This window comes from Paenibacillus sp. SORGH_AS_0306 (assembly GCF_030819345.1).
Taxonomy (GTDB): Bacteria; Bacillota; Bacilli; order Paenibacillales; family Paenibacillaceae; genus Saccharibacillus; species Saccharibacillus kyungheensis.
In genome coordinates this window covers 3218760-3237983 of record NZ_JAUTBP010000001.1, presented here as the reverse complement: position 1 = coordinate 3237983, position 19224 = coordinate 3218760, and the positions used below count along the sequence as shown (strand labels likewise).

General features: G+C 39.8%; 16 protein-coding genes and 1 pseudogene. 13 read left to right on the top strand and 4 right to left on the bottom strand.

Annotation, left to right across the window (positions count from 1 at the left end; all coding sequences use genetic code 11):
- Positions 1 to 84 precede the first annotated feature (84 nt).
- From QE450_RS14005 to QE450_RS13950, 12 genes are all read left to right on the top strand, one after another.
- A complete protein-coding gene (locus tag QE450_RS14005) occupies positions 85 to 1236 on the top strand; it encodes a cysteine desulfurase family protein (protein ID WP_307299906.1) in 1152 nt (383 codons plus the stop codon).
- Positions 1237 to 1355: 119 nt separating this feature from the next.
- Positions 1356 to 1862, top strand: coding sequence for a PRC-barrel domain-containing protein (locus QE450_RS14000; RefSeq protein ID WP_273613340.1), 507 nt, complete (start codon positions 1356 to 1358; stop codon positions 1860 to 1862).
- 28 nt (positions 1863 to 1890) lie between these two features.
- Positions 1891 to 2085: a hypothetical protein gene (locus QE450_RS13995; RefSeq protein ID WP_273613339.1), complete on the top strand. Its 195-nt coding sequence runs from the start codon at positions 1891 to 1893 to the stop codon at positions 2083 to 2085.
- Positions 2086 to 2642: 557 nt separating this feature from the next.
- Complete coding sequence (gene alaS, locus QE450_RS13990) at positions 2643 to 5270, top strand: alanine--tRNA ligase (protein WP_274172063.1); 2628 nt, start codon at positions 2643 to 2645, stop codon at positions 5268 to 5270.
- 221 nt (positions 5271 to 5491) lie between these two features.
- The gene (locus tag QE450_RS13985; protein ID WP_069329188.1) at positions 5492 to 5752 is read left to right on the top strand and encodes an IreB family regulatory phosphoprotein; all 261 of its coding nucleotides are present in this window, start codon (positions 5492 to 5494) and stop codon (positions 5750 to 5752) included.
- A 17-nt stretch (positions 5753 to 5769) separates the two neighbouring features.
- Entirely contained in the window at positions 5770 to 6186 is a 417-nt protein-coding gene (gene ruvX, locus QE450_RS13980; RefSeq protein ID WP_204822992.1) for a Holliday junction resolvase RuvX, read from the top strand.
- 11 nt (positions 6187 to 6197) lie between these two features.
- Positions 6198 to 6494 (top strand): DUF1292 domain-containing protein, encoded by a 297-nt coding sequence (locus tag QE450_RS13975; protein WP_204822993.1) that lies wholly within the window; start codon positions 6198 to 6200, stop codon positions 6492 to 6494.
- Positions 6495 to 6498: 4 nt separating this feature from the next.
- Positions 6499 to 6807 (top strand): DUF1292 domain-containing protein, encoded by a 309-nt coding sequence (locus QE450_RS13970; RefSeq protein ID WP_204822994.1) that lies wholly within the window; start codon positions 6499 to 6501, stop codon positions 6805 to 6807.
- 90 nt (positions 6808 to 6897) lie between these two features.
- Positions 6898 to 7947 carry an endolytic transglycosylase MltG gene (gene mltG / locus QE450_RS13965; RefSeq protein WP_307299897.1) on the top strand — a complete coding sequence of 350 codons (1050 nt, stop codon included), beginning with the start codon at positions 6898 to 6900 and terminating at the stop codon, positions 7945 to 7947.
- Between the two features lie 24 nt (positions 7948 to 7971).
- Positions 7972 to 8904 carry a peptidase U32 family protein gene (locus QE450_RS13960; RefSeq protein ID WP_307299895.1) on the top strand — a complete coding sequence of 311 codons (933 nt, stop codon included), beginning with the start codon at positions 7972 to 7974 and terminating at the stop codon, positions 8902 to 8904.
- Positions 8905 to 8944: 40 nt separating this feature from the next.
- Entirely contained in the window at positions 8945 to 10315 is a 1371-nt protein-coding gene (locus QE450_RS13955; protein ID WP_307299893.1) for a peptidase U32 family protein, read from the top strand.
- A gap of 261 nt (positions 10316 to 10576) precedes the next feature.
- Positions 10577 to 13084, top strand: a complete 2508-nt coding sequence (locus QE450_RS13950; protein ID WP_307299890.1) for a methyl-accepting chemotaxis protein — start codon at positions 10577 to 10579, stop codon at positions 13082 to 13084.
- 174 nt (positions 13085 to 13258) lie between these two features.
- Here the strand turns inward: QE450_RS13950 and QE450_RS13945 are convergent, their stop codons facing one another.
- From QE450_RS13945 to QE450_RS13930, 4 genes and pseudogenes are all read right to left on the bottom strand, one after another.
- Entirely contained in the window at positions 13259 to 14383 is a 1125-nt protein-coding gene (locus QE450_RS13945) for an AI-2E family transporter (protein ID WP_307299887.1), read from the bottom strand.
- A gap of 148 nt (positions 14384 to 14531) precedes the next feature.
- Positions 14532 to 16202: a dihydroxy-acid dehydratase gene (ilvD, locus tag QE450_RS13940; protein WP_273616345.1), complete on the bottom strand. Its 1671-nt coding sequence runs from the start codon at positions 16200 to 16202 to the stop codon at positions 14532 to 14534.
- A gap of 298 nt (positions 16203 to 16500) precedes the next feature.
- A pseudogene (locus QE450_RS13935) lies at positions 16501 to 16740 on the bottom strand (KGG domain-containing protein); the annotation flags it as partial.
- A gap of 167 nt (positions 16741 to 16907) precedes the next feature.
- Positions 16908 to 17972, bottom strand: a complete 1065-nt coding sequence (locus QE450_RS13930) for an acyltransferase family protein (RefSeq protein ID WP_307299884.1) — start codon at positions 17970 to 17972, stop codon at positions 16908 to 16910.
- Positions 17973 to 18245: 273 nt separating this feature from the next.
- Between QE450_RS13930 and QE450_RS13925 the strand changes: the two genes are divergently transcribed.
- Entirely contained in the window at positions 18246 to 19208 is a 963-nt protein-coding gene (locus QE450_RS13925; protein WP_307299881.1) for a sugar kinase, read from the top strand.
- Positions 19209 to 19224 lie beyond the last annotated feature (16 nt).

Genomic DNA, 19224 nt, shown 5'->3' with positions numbered 1-19224 from the left:
CCGCAGGTATATTGCTGCTCCCTTCCGTTTTTTGTTGTCTTTGTACGTATATTTTATTTTCTTATACAGAAAGGTGAATACATGATGAAAGCTATTTATTTAGATCATGCGGCTTCTACACCGATTCATCCACAAGTCGCTGAACAGATGTTAAAAGTAATGACAGATACTCACGGTAATGCTTCAAGTGTGCATGCTTTTGGTCGCTCTGCGAAAAAAGTAGTCAGTGGAGCAAGAGATCAAATGGCTAAACGGTTAGGATGCCGCCCTGATGAGCTTGTTTTTACAGCAGGAGGAACTGAAAGTGATAACTTAGCTTTATTCGGTATTGCTGAATCATTACGTCATAAAGGCAATCATATTATCACTTCACAAATTGAACATCATGCGGTACTTCATGCGTGTGAAGCTCTGGAAAGTCGTGGATATGAAGTGACTTATCTGCCTGTCGATCAACATGGATTGGTTCATATTGAAGACGTAGAAGCGGTGATCCGTCCAGAAACGATATTGATTAGTATTATGTTTGGCAACAATGAAGTCGGTACGATTCAGCCGATTGCAGCAATAGGACAGCTGGCACGTTCTAAAGACATTATTTTTCATACCGATGCTGTGCAAGCATTAGGTGCTATTGATTTGAACTGTCATGAATTGCCTGTTGATTTGATTAGCTTTTCCTCTCACAAAATCAATGGTCCTCAAGGGATCGGTGCTCTTTATATTCGTCATGGTGTCAAAGTAGAACCTGTTCTTTATGGAGGACTGCAAGAACGCAAACGTCGTGCAGGTACTGAGAATTTAGCGGGTATTGCCGGTTTTGGTCAAGCGGTAGAACTAGCAGTAGAAGGATTACCAGAGCGTATAGAGCATCTTCATTCGCTGCGTACGTATATGCTGGAATGTCTGGAACATGAAGTAGGATCAGAAGGGTATGCAGTCAATACGCCTATCGATCAATCATTGCCTCATATTCTGAATATTAGCTTTCCCGGTGTGAAAAGTGAAACGATGTTAATGAATTTGGATATGGAACATATTGCAGCTGCAAGTGGGTCTGCATGCACTTCAGGTTCATTAGAATTGTCACATGTTCTTCAAGCAATGAAAATTCCTGAAAATCTATTGAATTCCGCGATTCGCTTTAGCTTTGGGATGGGTAATACTAGGGAAGAAATAGCATATGTAACACAAAAAATTGCAACTATTTTAAAGCGCATACGTAGTAGAAATTAGGGCTCCCCTGTGTGGTGAATAATAAGGGAGGGAAGATGATCATATGACGCCAACAGCCGGGCAAGAAAGAAATGATTTTCTTCCTGCGCAATCTATGCGATGAGGAGGTCCTGAGCGTTATGAAGATGCAGGGAATGATTGGACTTGCTGTATTTGATATTGAAGATGGCAAGCAACTTGGTAAAATTCACGACTTTATATTAAGCGAAGACTGGTCTGTTCAAGGTTTTGAACTGGAAGGTAAAAGCTTTTTCTCATTACAAGTGCGTACCATACTATGGGAAGATATTGTGTCCTATGGAGAAGACGCTATTATGATCCGTAATCAACAGGCAGTCCGCCAGATCGCGGCTGACGATATTAAACATACATTTTTGATCGGTCAAAACAAAATTAAAGATATGCCACTTCTGACCAGTGATGGAGCGATGTTAGGGTATGTCTCTGATGTTTATTTTGACCATGAGTTGGGTAAAAGCATTACCGGGATTGAAATCAGTGATGGCTTTATCTCGGATATGATAGGTGGAAGAAAGTGGCTTCCGGTAAGCGGACAAGTTGCTTTTGGTGAAAGCGCGATTATGGTGCCGATCGAAAGTAATGAACGACTAGAGGAATGTCATTAAACTTGGAGACGGATAGGGTGAGCGCTGAATGAAATGTCCAAATTGTAATTCAAAAGATATTGGTAAAATTGGTTCCCATCAATTTTATTGCTGGGGTTGTTTTATCGAGCTAACAGTAAATGGTGGCAAAATGTCTGTATATCAAGTCGAAGAAGACGGCACACTAAGTTCATTAGATGATTTGTTTGTCGAAGAACCAGTAGCTATGTATACACAAGCTTGAGCCTTTTTATAAACATGAACGATGTATAGAGTGGCGAATATCGGCTGTTTTGACAGCGCGGTACAATTCTTATCTTATACATACTACGTGTATCAGCGCTATTTTAAAAACCCCGTCTTGTATTGCACATCTGTAGAGGTGGCGATAGAAGTCGGGGCTTTTAAGCATGACCGATGCGATTGACAGACGTATGGGCGCTAGATATACTGATATAGTTGTTAAAGAACCGTGAAATTTCGGAATATGGACGATCCATGACCCGAAATAAAGGAGATCCAGGCATACATCTTTTGTTACACAGGTAATTGAAGTGATGACCGAACCCTACATAGGTATTATTGGACGTATTAAGCGGTTGTTTGTCACTTGATTCACAAAACCTATACACAATAAAAGAGCGGTTGCAGGGACTAATGTTAGATACACACCAGAACACCGCCCCTGATTTTGCGCAGGGCGCTTTTTTTTTACCGACTTGTCAGTAGATACAGGTTGGATAGATCACACTGGATCAACAAGAAATAGATGTTTAACTATTCTGAGGAGGCTCATTACTTATGAAAGCAAGTGAAATTCGTTCCAAATGGCTCGCTTTTTTTGAAAGCAAAGGACACAATGTAGAGCCAAGTGCTCCACTGGTACCTCATAATGACCCATCTCTATTATGGATTAATGCGGGTATGGCGCCACTGAAAGCGTATTTTGATGGACGCGAAAAACCTGAAAATCCACGTATCACTAATTCACAAAAATGTATTCGTACCAACGATATTGAAAACGTAGGTAAAACACGTCGGCACCATACCTTTTTTGAAATGTTAGGAAACTTCTCAATCGGTGATTATTTCAAAGAAGAAGCAATCACTTGGGCATGGGAATTTTTGACAGGAAAAGAATGGATCGGATTTGATCCAGAACGTTTATCAGTTACAGTCTATCCAGAAGATGAAGAAGCTTTCAAATTGTGGAACGAGAAAATCGGTTTACCGGCTGAACGTATTATTCGTCTGGAAGAGAATTTCTGGGATATCGGCGAAGGCCCTTGTGGACCTTGTAGTGAGATTTTCTATGATCGTGGAGATGCTTATGGTGCTCTTGATCCAAATGATCCAGAAATGTATCCAGGTGGAGAAAATGAACGTTTCTTAGAAGTATGGAACCTGGTATTTTCTCAATTCAATCATAACAAAGATGGTAGCTACACACCGCTACCGAACAAAAATATAGATACAGGTGCAGGTTTAGAACGTTTTGCTTCGATTTTGCAAGAAGTGGATTCTAACTTTGACACTGACTTGTTCCAACCTATTATTCAACAAGCTGCTCAAATTGCAGGCGTAACTTACAAACAAAACGAAGAAACCGATGTAGCATTGAAAGTTATTGCTGACCATATTCGTACTGTTGCTTTTGCAGCGGCTGACGGTGTATTGCCTTCCAATGAAGGACGTGGTTATGTTATTCGTCGTTTGCTACGTCGTGCTGTACGTTACGGTAAAGTGATCGGTCTGGATAAACCGTTCTTATTCAGCTTAACAGGTATTGTAGGCGAGATTATGGGTGTCTACTATCCAGAAGTAGTATCCAAACGTGAATTTATCGAGAAAATTATTCGTACAGAAGAAGAGCGTTTCCATGAGACTTTATCCGATGGTTTGAATATTTTGGCTGATCTGAGTACACAAGCGAAGCAAAATGGACAAACAGCAATCAGTGGTGCAGAAGCGTTCAAATTATATGATACGTATGGTTTTCCGTTTGACTTAACAGAAGATTATGCAGCAGAAAATGGACTAACTGTAGACCGTGAAGGCTTTGATGCAGCTATGCAAGAGCAACGTGATCGCGCTCGTGCAGCTCGTCAAGATAGCGGCAGTATGAAAGTTCAAGGCGGTGTATTGTCTGATTTTGAAGGCAAAAGTGAATTTATCGGTTATGAGCAATTAACAGTACAAGCTACTGTAGTCGCTTTGATTCAAGAAGAAGCATCGGTAGATCGTGTAGGCGAAGGGCAACAATGTCAGGTGATTCTGGATGTAACTCCTTTCTATGCAGAAAGTGGCGGTCAGATCAGTGACGTAGGTCGTTTGAGCAATGATACAGTTGAAGCTTCTGTCGAAGGATTGTTCAAAGCTCCACGTGGACAATTTGTGCATATCGTTACTGTAAGTTCGGGTGAACTGCATATCGGTGATGTGGTAACAGCAGAAGTAGATGCACCAAATCGTAACGATATTATCAAAAACCATACAGCGACTCACTTATTGCATCAAGCGCTTAAAGATGTATTAGGTACACATGTTAATCAAGCAGGTTCATTAGTTGAAGCAGAGCGTTTGCGTTTTGACTTTTCTCACTTTGGTAGTATTACACCGGAAGAACTTGCAGATATCGAGCGTCGTGTGAATCAGGAAATCTGGAAAGGTCTAGATGTAGAGATCGAGTACAAAGGAATCGACGAAGCGAAAGCAATGGGCGCTATGGCACTATTTGGCGAAAAATATGGCGATATTGTACGTGTAGTCCAAATCGGTGATTACAGTATCGAATTATGTGGTGGTTGTCATGTTGATAACACAGCACGTATCGGATTGTTCAAATTGGTATCTGAAAGTGGTATTGGTTCGGGTGTACGCCGTATCGAAGCCGTTACTGGACGTCTAGCATACATGTTCTTAGATAGCCAATTGGATATTTTGAAGCAAGCTGCGGTACAATTGAAATCAAACGTACATGATGTTCCTAAACGTATTGAATCGCTTAACCAACAACTACGCGATCTAGGTCGTGAGAATGAATCACTGCAAAGCAAATTAAGCTTGATTGAAGCAGGTCAATTAACAGATCAAGTCGAAACTGTAGGTTCTACTCAACTGTTAGCTGTCTCTGTTAATGTTCCAAGTATGGATGCTTTGCGTGGTCTAGCAGATGAATTAAAAGGCAAATTGCCTGAAGCAGTGCTTGTGCTAGGTGCAGCTCAAGATGACAAAGTAAACTTTGTTGTTGTTGTTCCGAAGTCTGGTATTGAACGCGGACTACATGCAGGTAAATTGGTGAAAGAAGTCGCTGCTATCTGTGGTGGCGGTGGTGGTGGTCGTCCTGATATGGCGCAAGCTGGTGGTAAAGATGCTTCCAAATTAACAGAAGCTCTTGCAGCAGCGAAGCAACATGTCGCTTCGATTTAATGATATTAGGAACAGATAATGGGTATAAAAAGATAAGGAATAGCGTGTTAGATTCAAAAAGGTGAAACAATTTTGTAACTTTTTGAATTGTTTTAACGTAAATATTCCTTGTATATCCCTTGTTGTGTTATGATGAAAAAGAATCAGCATGAATAGCAAGGGATTCCATTTTGAGGAAGTGTACAAGTATACACTTTTTCCAAAAAGCGAGGTGTCAGCGAGTGGACTCCATGGATAAAACAGTTAAATTTAATGTGAAGGGTGACGAGCACGAAACCTCTTCTCAGGAAATACTTCTCACTGTATACGATGCACTGGTTGAGAAGGAATACAACCCGATCAATCAAATGGTTGGATATTTAATCTCAGGGGACCCCGCTTACATTCCCCGGCATAAAAATGCTAGAAGTTTGATCGGCAAAAAAGAGCGGGATGAATTAATAGAAGAACTGGTCCGATCCTACCTGGCCAGTCATCGGTAGAGACGGAGCGTAAAGAAATGAGAATATTAGGGTTAGATTATGGGGATCGAAAAATTGGCGTTGCAATCAGCGACGCTTTTGGCTGGACCGCTCAAGGGGTAGAAGTCATTGATCGCAAGCGTACCAAAGATGTGGATGCGCGTATCGTCGAGCTTATACGTGAGCTTGAAGTGACAGAGATCGTGGTTGGATTACCTAAGAATATGAACGGAAGCGTCGGTCCCCGTGGTCAACTAAGTATGGAATTCGCTGAAAGTCTCAAAGAATCTGTGCAGCTACCTGTTCACCTATGGGATGAAAGGCTTACCACTGTCTCAGCCGAGCGTACGCTTATTGAAGCAGATGTAAGTCGCAAGAAACGCAAGCAAGTGGTTGATAAAATGGCTGCAAGCTTGATTTTACAAAATTACTTGGATGCCAAAAGTAAAAGGTGAGGGTGGTAAATATGGCTAAAGATCAAAATTTGCTTGAGGAAGAACCAGAAATTATTTATATTCCTGATGATGAAGGTAATGAGGAAGAGTTTGAAGTCATCATGAAATTCGAGGTTGATGGTTCGGACGCCAAATATATGATGGTCGTGCCTATGGAATCCACAGAGGACGATACCGACGAAGTATATGCGTTTCGATATGAAGAAGAAGGCGAAGATCTCAAACTTTTCATTATCGAAAATGAAGAGGAATGGCAGATCGTTGAAGAAACATTCAATACTTTAGTTGCTGAATTGGATGGTGAATAAACCTATGACTGATCTTTCTGCGAGTAACGTCAAGTTTACGTCAAGATTGCTGGAAGCTTATGGTCTGTTGATTGAACTAACGGATGAACAGAACGAAGTGACTGTTTATCGTATTGTCAGTGAATTTCAGATAGACACAGGGACTTATGCAGTCTTGCAAAAAGATAATGGTATTCCTGAAGACGAAGTCGAGATTTTAAAAATTATCGATGCTGCGGATGGACAACCTGAACTTGTGACTATTGATGATGATGATGAATGGGAAGATGTAGCCGAGCTATATGACGAACTGACATTACCGTTTGAAGATTAATCACGGATGCAGTACAATATGCACAATTATCTTCCAAAAAGAGCGGGATCTTTCCGCTCTTTTTGGCTGTAAAAGGAGCTGTTATATTCATTGCGCAGACGAGGTAGGACAGGGATATGGATTATATTGATTGTTCTGATTGTGATTGCAGCCGGTATTGGCTATGGGTGGAATGCTATGCAGCCTACAGCGACATCGGATCAAGTAGTACCGTATACGTTAAAGCAAGGCACAAGCACAGCTACAGTAGCTGATGAATTAGCTCAAAATGGATTAATCAAAAATGCGTTCGCTTTTAAAGTGTATTTGAAAATGAAAAGCGAAGGCAGTGAATTCAAAGCAGGTGATTATGAATTCACTCCAGGTTTAACGTATGATCAGATTATTTCAAAGTTAGATAATGCAGAAGTTGTTGTGCCCAAAACGATGAAATTTACGATTCCTGAAGGGTATACAGTAACTCAGATTGCCGATAAATTAAGTGAGGCTGGATATGTAGATCGCGATGCTTTTATGAAATTAGTAGATGATCCTTCTTCTTTAAAGCTCGCTCAAGAACTTAAAGTGCCAACAGGTGATGGTATTCTGCATCCACTGGAAGGTTATTTGTTCCCGGCAACGTATGATCTACCGATTGAAAGTACAGAATCCGATATTATTGCTAATATGTTGTTAGCGACTCGCACCAAGCTACGCTCAATTGATAATCTGGATGCTCAACTAAAAGAACGTAATCTCACGGTTCACCAACTGTTGACAGAAGCTTCTCTAGTAGAGCGTGAAGTTGTAGTTCCAGCAGAAAGAGCGCAAGTCGCAGGTGTAATCGATAATCGTCTCAAGCAAAAGATGAAGCTTCAAATTGATGCAACTGTGCAATATGCCCTAGGCAAGCAAAAAGATCGACTGTTATACTCAGATCTTAAAATAGATAGTCCTTACAACACGTACTTACATGAAGGTTTACCACCAGGGCCAATCGCTAATCCAGGTCTGGATGCGATCAAAGCAGCACTGGCACCTGAAGCTTCAGAATATCTGTATTATGTTACGAAAAAAGACGGTACAGGCGGGCACTTATTCGCCAAAACGTATCAAGAACATCTCAAAAATATAGAAACAAGCAAGAGTACAGCCAAATAAGGCTGTGTGGGAGGCGGCTTCAAGATGAATAAAAAACCTGAACTGTTAGTGACAGCATCTTCACTCGAAGAATTGTATCGTTTAGCAGAAGCGGGAGCCGATGCTTTTTTGATCGGTGAAGAACGCTATGGAATGCGATTGTCTGGGGAGTTCAACGTAGAAGATATTGCACAAGCAGTAGATTATGCGCATGAACATGGCAAGCGTATTTATGTAGCTGTTAATAATTTAATGACAAATGATTTATTAGAAGGTTTACCGGATTATATGAAGCAGATGGCAAAGTTACAAGTTGACGGGATCGAATTTGGTGATCCGGCGATAGTAGGTCTAGCTCGTGAGTATGCGCCTGAGATCGCTTTGCACTGGAATGCAGAGATGACTTCTACTAATGCGACTACAGCGAACTACTGGGGTCGTAAAGGCGCTACACGTGCTGTGCTAGCGCGTGAGCTCAATATGGATGAGATTACAGGCATGATCGATACATTAGAAGTAGAAGCTCAAGTACAAGTACATGGGATGACCAATATTTATCATTCCAAGAGACGTCTAGTAGGTAGTTATATGCAACATCAAGGTCGACCGGTTGATGGTGATGATTTGGGTCTGCAACGTGGACTGTTTTTGATCGAAGCTGAGCGTCGTGATGAGAAATTCCCTATCTATGAAGATAACAATGGAACCCATATTATGAGTTCAGAAGATGTCTGTATTCTAGAAGATTTGCATTTATTAATGGAAGCTGGCGTTCAAAGCTTTAAAATCGAAGGTATTCTCAAATCAATCGCGTATAACGAAACAGCGGTCCGCATGTTCCGTCAAGCGATTGATCAGTATGTTCAAGATCCAGAACAGTATGAATTTGATGAATCATGGATGGATGAGATTCGCCGTATGCAAGATCCTGAACGTGAATTGTCATTTGGATTCTTTTATAAAGAACAAGTATTTTGATTGCAGTATAGATGGAATGATTGAAAAAGGGGGGCTTTCCATGTCAACAACGGAAAAACCAAAGTATTATGGTAAACGTCATCGTCTTGCCAAACCTGAATTACTAGCACCGGCTGGTAATTTGGAAAAACTGAAATTTGCTATTCATTATGGGGCAGATGCAGTCTATATTGGTGGACAAAAATACGGTCTTCGTTCAAATGCAGATAACTTCAGCTTTGAAGAAATGCGCGAAGGAGTAGAATTTGCTAATCGCTATGGTGCTAAAGTATTTGTAGCTACAAATATTTATGCTCATGATGAAGATATAGCAGGTCTGGAAGAATATTTATGTAAATTAGAAGAAGTCGGTATCTCTGCGGTGATTGTAGCCGATCCTGCGATTATTGAAACCGCTCTTCGTTGTGCACCGGGTCTGGAAGTGCATTTGAGTACCCAGCAATCCACATTGAACTGGCAAGCGGTGAAATTCTGGAAAGAAGAAGGATTGCCACGAGTGGTATTGGGACGGGAAACAAGCTTTGCGGAGATCGCGGAGATCAAAAAACATGTTGATGTTGAAATCGAAGCATTTATTCATGGAGCAATGTGTTCTTCTTTCTCTGGACGTTGTGTATTATCGAACCATTTTACAGATCGTGATTCTAATCGCGGGGGATGCTGTCAGTCTTGTCGTTGGAAATATGATCTTTTTGAAGATGCTCGTTCAGAACAAGAATGGGTATCCGAAGAAGATGCAGCAGACCAACAGATGTTGCAACAGTTTAGTCTGGGCGTGAATCAAAAGCCTTTATACGAAGAACAAGATTCTGCGTTCTCTATGGGTTCTAAAGATTTGTGTATGTTAGAGCATATTCCTAGTCTGATTGAAGTTGGCGTAGATAGCTTCAAAATTGAAGGTCGTATGAAATCTATTCACTATGTAGCGACTGTAGTTAATGCGTATCGTCAAGCGATCGACTCTTATATGGCTGATCCCGAGAACTATGTTTTAAAGCCAGAATGGCTTGAAGATATTAACAAAGCAGCTAACCGTCCGCTAAATACAGGATTTTTCTATGATACACCTGATCATGAAGATCATATTTACGAAGCAGAAGAAAAAGCAGTTCCTTATGATTTTGCAGGATTAGTATTGGATTATGATGAAGCTACAGGGATCGCTACTGTGCAACAACGTAATCATTTCAAACCAGGACAGCAAATTGAATTTTTTGGACCAAATCAAATGTTCTTCAAACAAACAGTCGGTCAATTATGGGATGAAGCAGGCAATGAATTAGATGCTGCCCGTCACCCTTTACAAAAAGTGAAAATGAAAGTAGATCATCCTGTTCGTTATTTTGATATGATGCGCAAAAATAACACTAAACAAGCCAAACAAGCTGTAAAAGCAACAGTAACTGTCTAATCATAGTTCATGATTCTGTATCATGAGCTAGATAGTTTACAATCATATTATGTAATAAGGTTTATTATACGTCATAGTATAATAGACCTTATTTTTTTGCGAAAAGGGGTTCAAATTTCCTGTTTTATAACCGATAATGGAATCAAGAGCATTTTCGATGCTTATTTTTTGTTTCGTTTATTAAGGTGAAACAGGGATAAACCAGTCGAATTACATAAAAAAACCTGTATGCACACGAAATCTAAAACGGCGGTGAAGATTATGGGGTTATTGCAGAAAAAAGGCAAAACAAAAAGCAAAATAACACTTCCAGACACCAAGAAGCTTGAAAAAGAGCAAAAAAAGCAACTCAAACGTGAACGTACAGGTTTATCGAAAAAGGCGAAAGAAACAGCTCAGAAAAAATGGTTTGCACAACAAAAGAAAACGGATACAAATGATTCTTCTTTTCCCTCTCCTACCGTCAAAACAGCGCGTACATTTCCGAAGTGGGCGCAAATTCCCAAAAGACTAACCTTTTCTACAAACAAAGACAATCCATCCAATGATCCATCTGTACCTGCTCAGCGCTGGCGCGGCTTACACCCAGCTAAATCGGTAGGCATTAAATTATTCCTTATCTTTTTTATCGCCATTATGTTGCTTGTTGTATCATTAGGCACATTCTCGTATTTAACTGCCAAAAGCATCATTAAAGAAAATGCAGCAGTTGGTAATGAACAAACGATTATTCAAACAGGTGAAAAATTAGATGTTATTTTGGGACAATTGGTTAATTCATCGACTCAAATCTTTTTTGATCCTAATATGCAAGAAGAGTTAATCAACTTATCCAAACCCGGTATAGATGATTTTGATAAATTCCAAGCTGTTAATGCGATTACAAGTAATCTACAAAATCAATTAAATTCATTAGATGCGATTGATTCGATCTATATCGTACCTATGAACAAAAATGTAAATGTAGTTGGAGCCGGTGTACAAATTCCAGCAGCCGAGGATGTGCGTAATACAGCATGGTACAAAGAATTAGAAAGTGGCAATGGTGTAATGCAATGGGTTCCTACTATGGAGATGCAAGGCACTGTCAAAAACTTTTTATTTGCAAGAGCTGTACGTACGACGAATTCTTCCGATTCGTTTGTATTCGTGATTAGTGCTAACAGTAAGTTGATTGAAGATCAGATTGCCAATGTGAATATGGGTACAGGAGGTCGTGTTGATCTTATTGGTGGTGCTACGAATACAGTGATTGCATCGACGAATAGTGCAGACATTTCCAAGCCATCCAACTATAGCTTTTTACCTCAATTAACAGAGAAAAGCGGTCGAGTTGAAAATAGTGATGGTCAATCGCCTATTCTGATCGCTTATAGTACACTTCAAAATTCAGATTGGAAATTGGTAGGAACTGTACCGATTAATGAATTGGTATCTAGTGCCAAACCTATTTTGAATATGACATTAATTTTTGCAGTGATTGACGCTGTATTTGCTGTATTGATCGGTATCTTTATTATTCGTATTATTGCGAAGCCATTACAAAATCTACAACAATTGATGCGCAAAGGTGCACAAGGTAAATTGAATGTGCGTACGACTCATAAGTCTGAAGATGAGATTGGACAATTGGGTGCCGCTTTTAATGAAATGATGGAAAATATTACGAACCTTGTAAAACAGACCAATCAATCGGCTCAAGAAGTACTGGGTACTGCAACAATATTGAGTAATGCGTCTAAGCAGACAGCTACATCAGCGAAAGAAATAGCAGTAGCGACAGAAGAAATTGCAAATGGTGCAGGTAGCCTTGCTTTAGAAGCAGAACGGGGTACAGAACTTGCTGATGGCATTATGGGTCAAATGAATAAAGTGATCAGTGCTAATAATGAAATGGGTGCTTCTGCGCATGATGTAGAACAAGCAAGTGAGACAGGTGTACAGCATATGGAGAAATTACTAACCCGTACACAAACGACAGAAGATATGATTCGTTCGTTAGGTGCTCGTATTGACTCATTGCAACAAAGTACTTCATCTGTACAACAAGTGCTTGATGTCATGCAGAATATTACGAAACAAACCAATATTTTATCACTCAATGCAACGATTGAAGCCGCTCGTGCTGGAGCCGCTGGTAAAGGATTTATGGTGGTTGCTGATGAAGTACGCAAACTAGCAGAACAATCGCGCGAATCTATTCTTATGGTTGGTAAAATCACAACTAATATTCAGCAAGAAATGGAAGAAACGATTAAAGTTCTGAATAATGCGTATCCGTTATTCAAGCAACAAACTGAAGCAGTTAAAGATACAACAACTATTTTTGAATCTGTGCAAGGTCAGATGTCTGCTTTTGTAACGAAGTTAAACTCTGTAACAGCTTCGATCAATGATCTGAGTCAAGTACAGAATACGATGTCTGAAGCGATGAGTAATGTGAGTGCAGTAGCAGAACAGTCTTCTGCCACTTCGCAAGAAGTAGCTTCACTAAGCAATGAACAACACAATGTCAGTGGGCAGCTTGTTCAACTATCCGGTCAATTGGAAAATGTATCGCTTGATCTGAAAGAAACTATTTCTCGCTTTACAGTAGATGAAGAAGAGACTCATTCTTCTGAAGTACCTTCAGATTCTCCAGAGGATGTTGTTGAAGAACAGACTGCACAAGCAAAAGAATCTGATTCGTCTACACCTGTTGATATCGACCAATCGCAAACAGCGGAAAATGATACACTATTAGATAACGAGTCAGACAAAAGAACGTAATATAGATATACTTGCTTATGTGAGTACAGATTGCATCTATCACGTCATTATTTTATCTACAGCTATGTATAACAAAAGCCGAAAGACCTTTGTATATAAAGGTTTTTCGGCTTTTTGCTATCTATACCATATCATCATCACCATTTACACTCACCAAGTTCGCTGAATGAATAGCTATTGTACAGGCGGAGGAGGGACATCTTCGGTAATCGGTTCAAACTCTTCTTTTGGAAGTCGGATCCAGCGTTGTAGATATCCTTGCAACCATAATTCTTTTAACAAAATAATTAAAATAGGCGATAACACCAATCCAACCACACCAAAAATCGATAATGAGATAATCATTGCAGATAACATCAAGTAAGCAGAAGAAATGCCAATCGAATTACCTGTGATTTTGGGTTCAAGCAATTGACGGGTTAACATCACCACGACCAGTAAAACGATCAATCCGATAGCAAGCCCTGTCTCACCAACTACAAAAAGATACACAATCCATGGAATAAAAATGACGGGAATACCGAGTAATGGCAAAATATCAAATGCTGCACTGAGTAACGAGATTGAGAAAGCATTATTCACTCCTAAAATCAGCAATCCTATGTACACCAAGACAAAAGTGATCATCACCATTATCAATTGTGCTTTCAGATAAGCTCCAATCGCATAGAAAACATGTTCTTTCAAAAAGAAATAAGCTTTTTTGAGCGTATTCGGTGTGCGTTCGGTAGCGACACGTCGCCAGAGATTAATTTCAGCACTTAAAAAGAAAGCTAAAATAATACCTACAGCAAAGTTAGCGATAAAGGTAGAAAATGAACTAAGCCAGCCTAATACATAATTAAAAGCTGCTTTGCCCCAGATCGCTAGATTCCCTGTAAAGATAGCAAAATATTCATTGATCCGTTGTGTAACATTATCTGGTAATGTATTTAACTCTTGATGCATTAGTGTAGTCAGTCTTGTAAAATGACCTTGCACAATTCTAGCGTATTCAGGTAAGTTATCAGCAATCTGAGCAGATTGAGAAATAAAGATTAATCCTGCTCCAAATAAAGCACCGAGTAGAAATAATACAAAGGTGAGAACTGCTATCGCTGAACAGACCATTTTGGGCAATCCACGACGATTTAAAAACATAGCAAAAGGTTCGATTAAAGCAAAAATAATAAAAGATAAAAAGATAGGCGCTGCAATATGATAAAGCTTGCTAGCAAGCAATAACACTAGATATACCGTCAAAACGACAATCCCGATATCAAAAGCAGTACGCCAATATTTTTTGTATAAAGGAAGCATAAGCAGACTAAATCTCCTTTTCTAACAGAGTATACAAGCATTTTATAAGTGGACTTCATCTACGTCAACAGAAAAAGGAACTGCCCCTGAGGACAGTTCCTTTTGAGTGGTGCATCTTTTTCTATCGAATAATAGAAAGGAGAGAAGACTATATTTTCATAACTCCGCCCATACTTGCATTCGTTACAAGTTTGGAATAACGAGCTAGATATCCTGTTTTTACTTTAGGTTCAAATTCAACCCAACCTTTACGACGTTCCGCAAATTCTTCTTCACTGATATGAAGTTCGATTTTGCGTTCGTTCAGATCCAGTTCAATAATATCTCCGTCATTAACGAAAGCGATAGGACCGCCTTCAGCGGCTTCTGGAGAAATATGACCGATACTGATACCACGAGAAGCTCCTGAGAAGCGTCCATCGGTGATTAGACCGACTTTGGCACCAAGACCCATACCTACGATTTGAGAAGTAGGAGCAAGCATCTCCGGCATACCAGGGCCACCTTTAGGGCCTTCATAACGGATAACAACGACATGACCTTCTTTAACATGACCGTTAGCAATACCGTATAGAGCATCATCTTGTGAATCGAAGCAGATAGCAGGGCCTTTATGGTATCCGCCAACAGAAGGATCAACTGCTCCAACTTTGATAATTGCACCTTGAGGAGCCAGATTACCGAACAATACGGCTAGACCGCCACGCTCAGAGTGAGGATTATCGATTTTGTGAATAACTTCTGTATTTTGAATTTCTTGACCTTCTACATTTTCACGAATTGTTTTACCTGTAACTGTAATACAATCTGGATGTAGAGCGCCTGGTTTTTTAAGCAATTCATTCAATACAGCACTTACGCCACCTGCCAAATGAACATCTTCGATATGCCAGTCAGAAGCTGGAGCTAATTTTGCTAAGTGAGGTACGCGGTTAGCGACTTCATTGATACGTTCGATCGGATAATCGATACCTGCTTCTTGAGCAAGTGCCAATGTATGAAGAACTGTATTTGTAGAACCACCCATCGCCATATCCAAAGCAAAAGCATTATCCAAAGCTTCTTTTGTTACGATATCACGAGGTTTAAGGTCTAATTTGATCAATTCCATTAATTGTGTCGCTGATTTACGAACAAAATCACGACGATCTTCAGAGACTGCAAGGATAGTTCCGTTACCTGGCAAAGCAATACCCATTGCTTCTGCTAGACAGTTCATCGAGTTCGCTGTGAACATTCCTGAACAAGAACCACAAGTTGGACAACCAAATTGTTCTAATTCAAGTAGACTTGCATCATCAATCTTACCAGCTTGATAAGCACCTACACCTTCAAATACAGATGTTAGGGAAATCGAGCGACCATTTTTGTCTTTACCAGCTTTCATCGGTCCACCGCTAACAAACATCGTAGGGATGTTTACGCGAAGAGCACCCATCATCATACCTGGTGTGATTTTGTCACAGTTTGGAATACAAACCATGCCATCAAACCAGTGAGCTGCAACAACAGTTTCAAGTGAATCTGCAATAATCTCACGACTTGGTAACGAATAACGCATACCAATGTGTCCCATTGCGATACCATCATCTACGCCGATGGTGTTAAATTCAAACGGAACGCCGCCTGCTTCACGGATCGCTTCTTTAACGATTTTACCGAACTCTTGCAAATGTACATGACCGGGTACGATATCAATATAAGAGTTACATACCGCGATAAACGGTTTACCAAAATCTTCTTCTTTAACGCCAGCGGCACGAAGTAAGCTACGATGTGGTGCACGATCGAACCCTTTTTTGATCATATCGGAACGCATTTTTTTGCCCTTGTTGACTACCATGGTGTCGATTTCCCCCCAAATATATAATAGTAAGCTTTTAAGCTTTAGCGCGTTGTAACGCCAAAGGTAAAAGCTAAAAAAGTCTTGCATAATGTAGTATACAGATACGAATTACGCGGAAGTTTTCTATAGAGTCTATCATATGTGTTAGCTTTTTTCTAGCGAATATATATTAAATCTGTAGTAAAACAAAATAAAATGCAAAAGAAATGCGAAAAAAAAGCAGACATTCCACCATTAATGGAAAAGTCTGCTTTTTATGGCATTAACGACTGCCGCCTTTTTTACCTATTTCTCTATAAAAGTCTTTGTCGTGAGATTCGGAAGTAGCTTCGCCACCTTTTTTACCAATTTCTTGATAAAATTCTTTGTCATGAGACTCAGAAGTAGCTTCTCCGCCTTTTTTGCCGATCTGTTGATAAAATTGTTTGTTATGTTTTTTGGAGGTTGCCTGGCCACCCATACGACCTGCTTCTTCACGGCTCATTTTGCCGTTGTTGTTATTCTGTGCCATCACCAAATCACTCCTTATTCATATAAGTGTAAGCATGGAACGCCATGTATACTTATCCGTTACTTACCCGTCTCATTTATAGTGAAACGAAAAATTAGGAATGAGTTGGAAAAAAATATAAGATTACGTTAGAAAATCATCCTTATTTCCCCTGTTATAGACCGTTATTATTTTTGAAATAAAGTATGTCTTTGAACATAATGAATCATAGAGTAGAACGGTTGAGGAATAGAAGGTTCCACCAATTTTGAAGTCCAGTATTTGACCTGCGGTTGAGCTAATACTACAGCCACCAGCACAGCAAAGATCAAAAGGATTATGATTTCTACAGGTGTATTCAGATGATGCAAGATTCCTGTCGTTTCGATAGCTCTGACTAAAAGACCATGTAACAAAAACACATATAATGTTCGTCTGCCTAATTCAGTTATATAATGCGCATACAGAGGCACAATAGCTAGAAAACCAATCGAAGCGATACATTGAAGAATGTACATACACATCCGATAGAAAAGTCCATTACCTGCATTTACACCTAATTGCACAAAAGTCTGATTTCCATAAAACCATCCGATCGAAAGCGGAAGATTCATATAAAACACTACGCTTAATAAAGCAAAAGAAAAAACGGCTATCCAGTGTCGGTAACTATAGAAGAAACTCATCATTTTATCTACATTCATATGATAGCCTACAATAAAGAAAGGAAAATAAATCAAAGTTCGTGATAAAGCAAGCCAGACACCGTCTACAGGAAGTAATCCTACACCTAATCCAAGTGCTAGAGAGATCATAAGTTGTTGCTTGAATGTAAAAGTACGTAGCGAAATGAGCAACAAACGCCATACGATATGACCTGCCAAAAACCATAGCAACAAATAAGGAGCAAAAAAAGAATGAGTAATATGCGGAACACGAAAAATAGTATAATCGAGTAGAGAATAGATACTTTGAAATAATACATATTGAAGAGCAATATGACGTAATACTTTGCTACCTGCAGGTCCCTGTAGATTGAAGCGAGCAAAATAACCAGTTACCAATACAAACAAAGGCATATGAAATGAAAAAATCCATAAAAAGATAGTATGTGCCCAGACAGACTGCTGAATAAGTGGCTCTAATAAATTGCCTGCCACTACACATACAATTAACAAAAATCGTATATTTAAAAAATACGTTTCTCCTATAGTATTTAATGTAGAGGTATGGGTTTTTATTGACGAATTCATCTGTTGTTCCTCCTAAATATATATGATCTATCCAGTCGCCATAGTGACCTTACATAGAGTGTGTTCAGTGGTATTTATAAGTTACTTTAAAAATAAAACAAAAAACTTTTTAATATTGTGATTTAATTCACAATTGAAAACGGTATCTATCGTTAAAATTGTGTATATATGATGAAGCTATGTCATTGACAACAAAGAAAGCGGTTGCGACAATGGTAAATATGACCAGCTACATATTACGCATGATATTTGATGCACTCAGGAGGCTTAACAATGAACAATCAGCATACTTACCCGGAAGTGGTCACTTTCGGTGAGTCTATGGGGTTGATGACTGCGGATGACTCTCGTGGTCTGGAGTACGCTGCCAATCTACACAAATCATTTGGCGGTGCTGAAAGTAATCTAGCGATTGGTATTGCTCGCTTAGGGCATACAGTCGGTTGGTTCGGTCGTCTTGGCGCTGATCCGTTAGGGCGTATGATCCAAAAAGCAATTCGCGGTGAAGGCGTAGATGTGTCTCGCTCAATGCTAGCAGAAGGAGAACAGACAGGGTTGATGTTACGAGAAAATGTATCCGGTCATGCTTCGGTTCATTATTATCGCAAACATTCAGCAGCTAGTCGGATGACTCCAGATGATCTGGACGCAGAGTATATCAGCCAAGCTAAAATATTACATGTTACAGGAATCACAGCAGCTATTAGTGAATCCGGGCTGGCAACTGTAGAGAAAGCGATAGAGATTGCTAGACATGCAGGTGTCAAAGTCTGTTTTGATCCCAATTTGCGTCTCAAATTATGGAGTATTGAACAAGCGCGTCCTGTATTATTGCATTTAGCCGAGCAATGTGATTATTTTTTACCAGGTTTGGATGAACTGAGTTTATTGTATGAAACTGAAGATGAGGCACAGATTTTTGAACGTCTGAATGCATTATCAGCAGTCTGTATTGTCAAAGGCGGACCTAATTTGACCTATGTGTTGGATCAAGGGCAGAAGTTAGAAGTGCCGTATTTCAAAGCAGAACGTGTATTAGATACTGTAGGAGCAGGAGATGGATTCTGCGCTGGATTTATTGTTGGATTGTTACGCGGGTATGAAGTGACTGAAGCTGTACGTCTGGGTAATCTAAATGGGTCTATGGTGATTCAAGCTGTAGGCGATTGGGAAGCATTACCGACTCATGAGCAGGTAGAAGCGAAGCTGAACAACAAAGTTCATATCGAACGCTAAACTTACAAACTAAAGG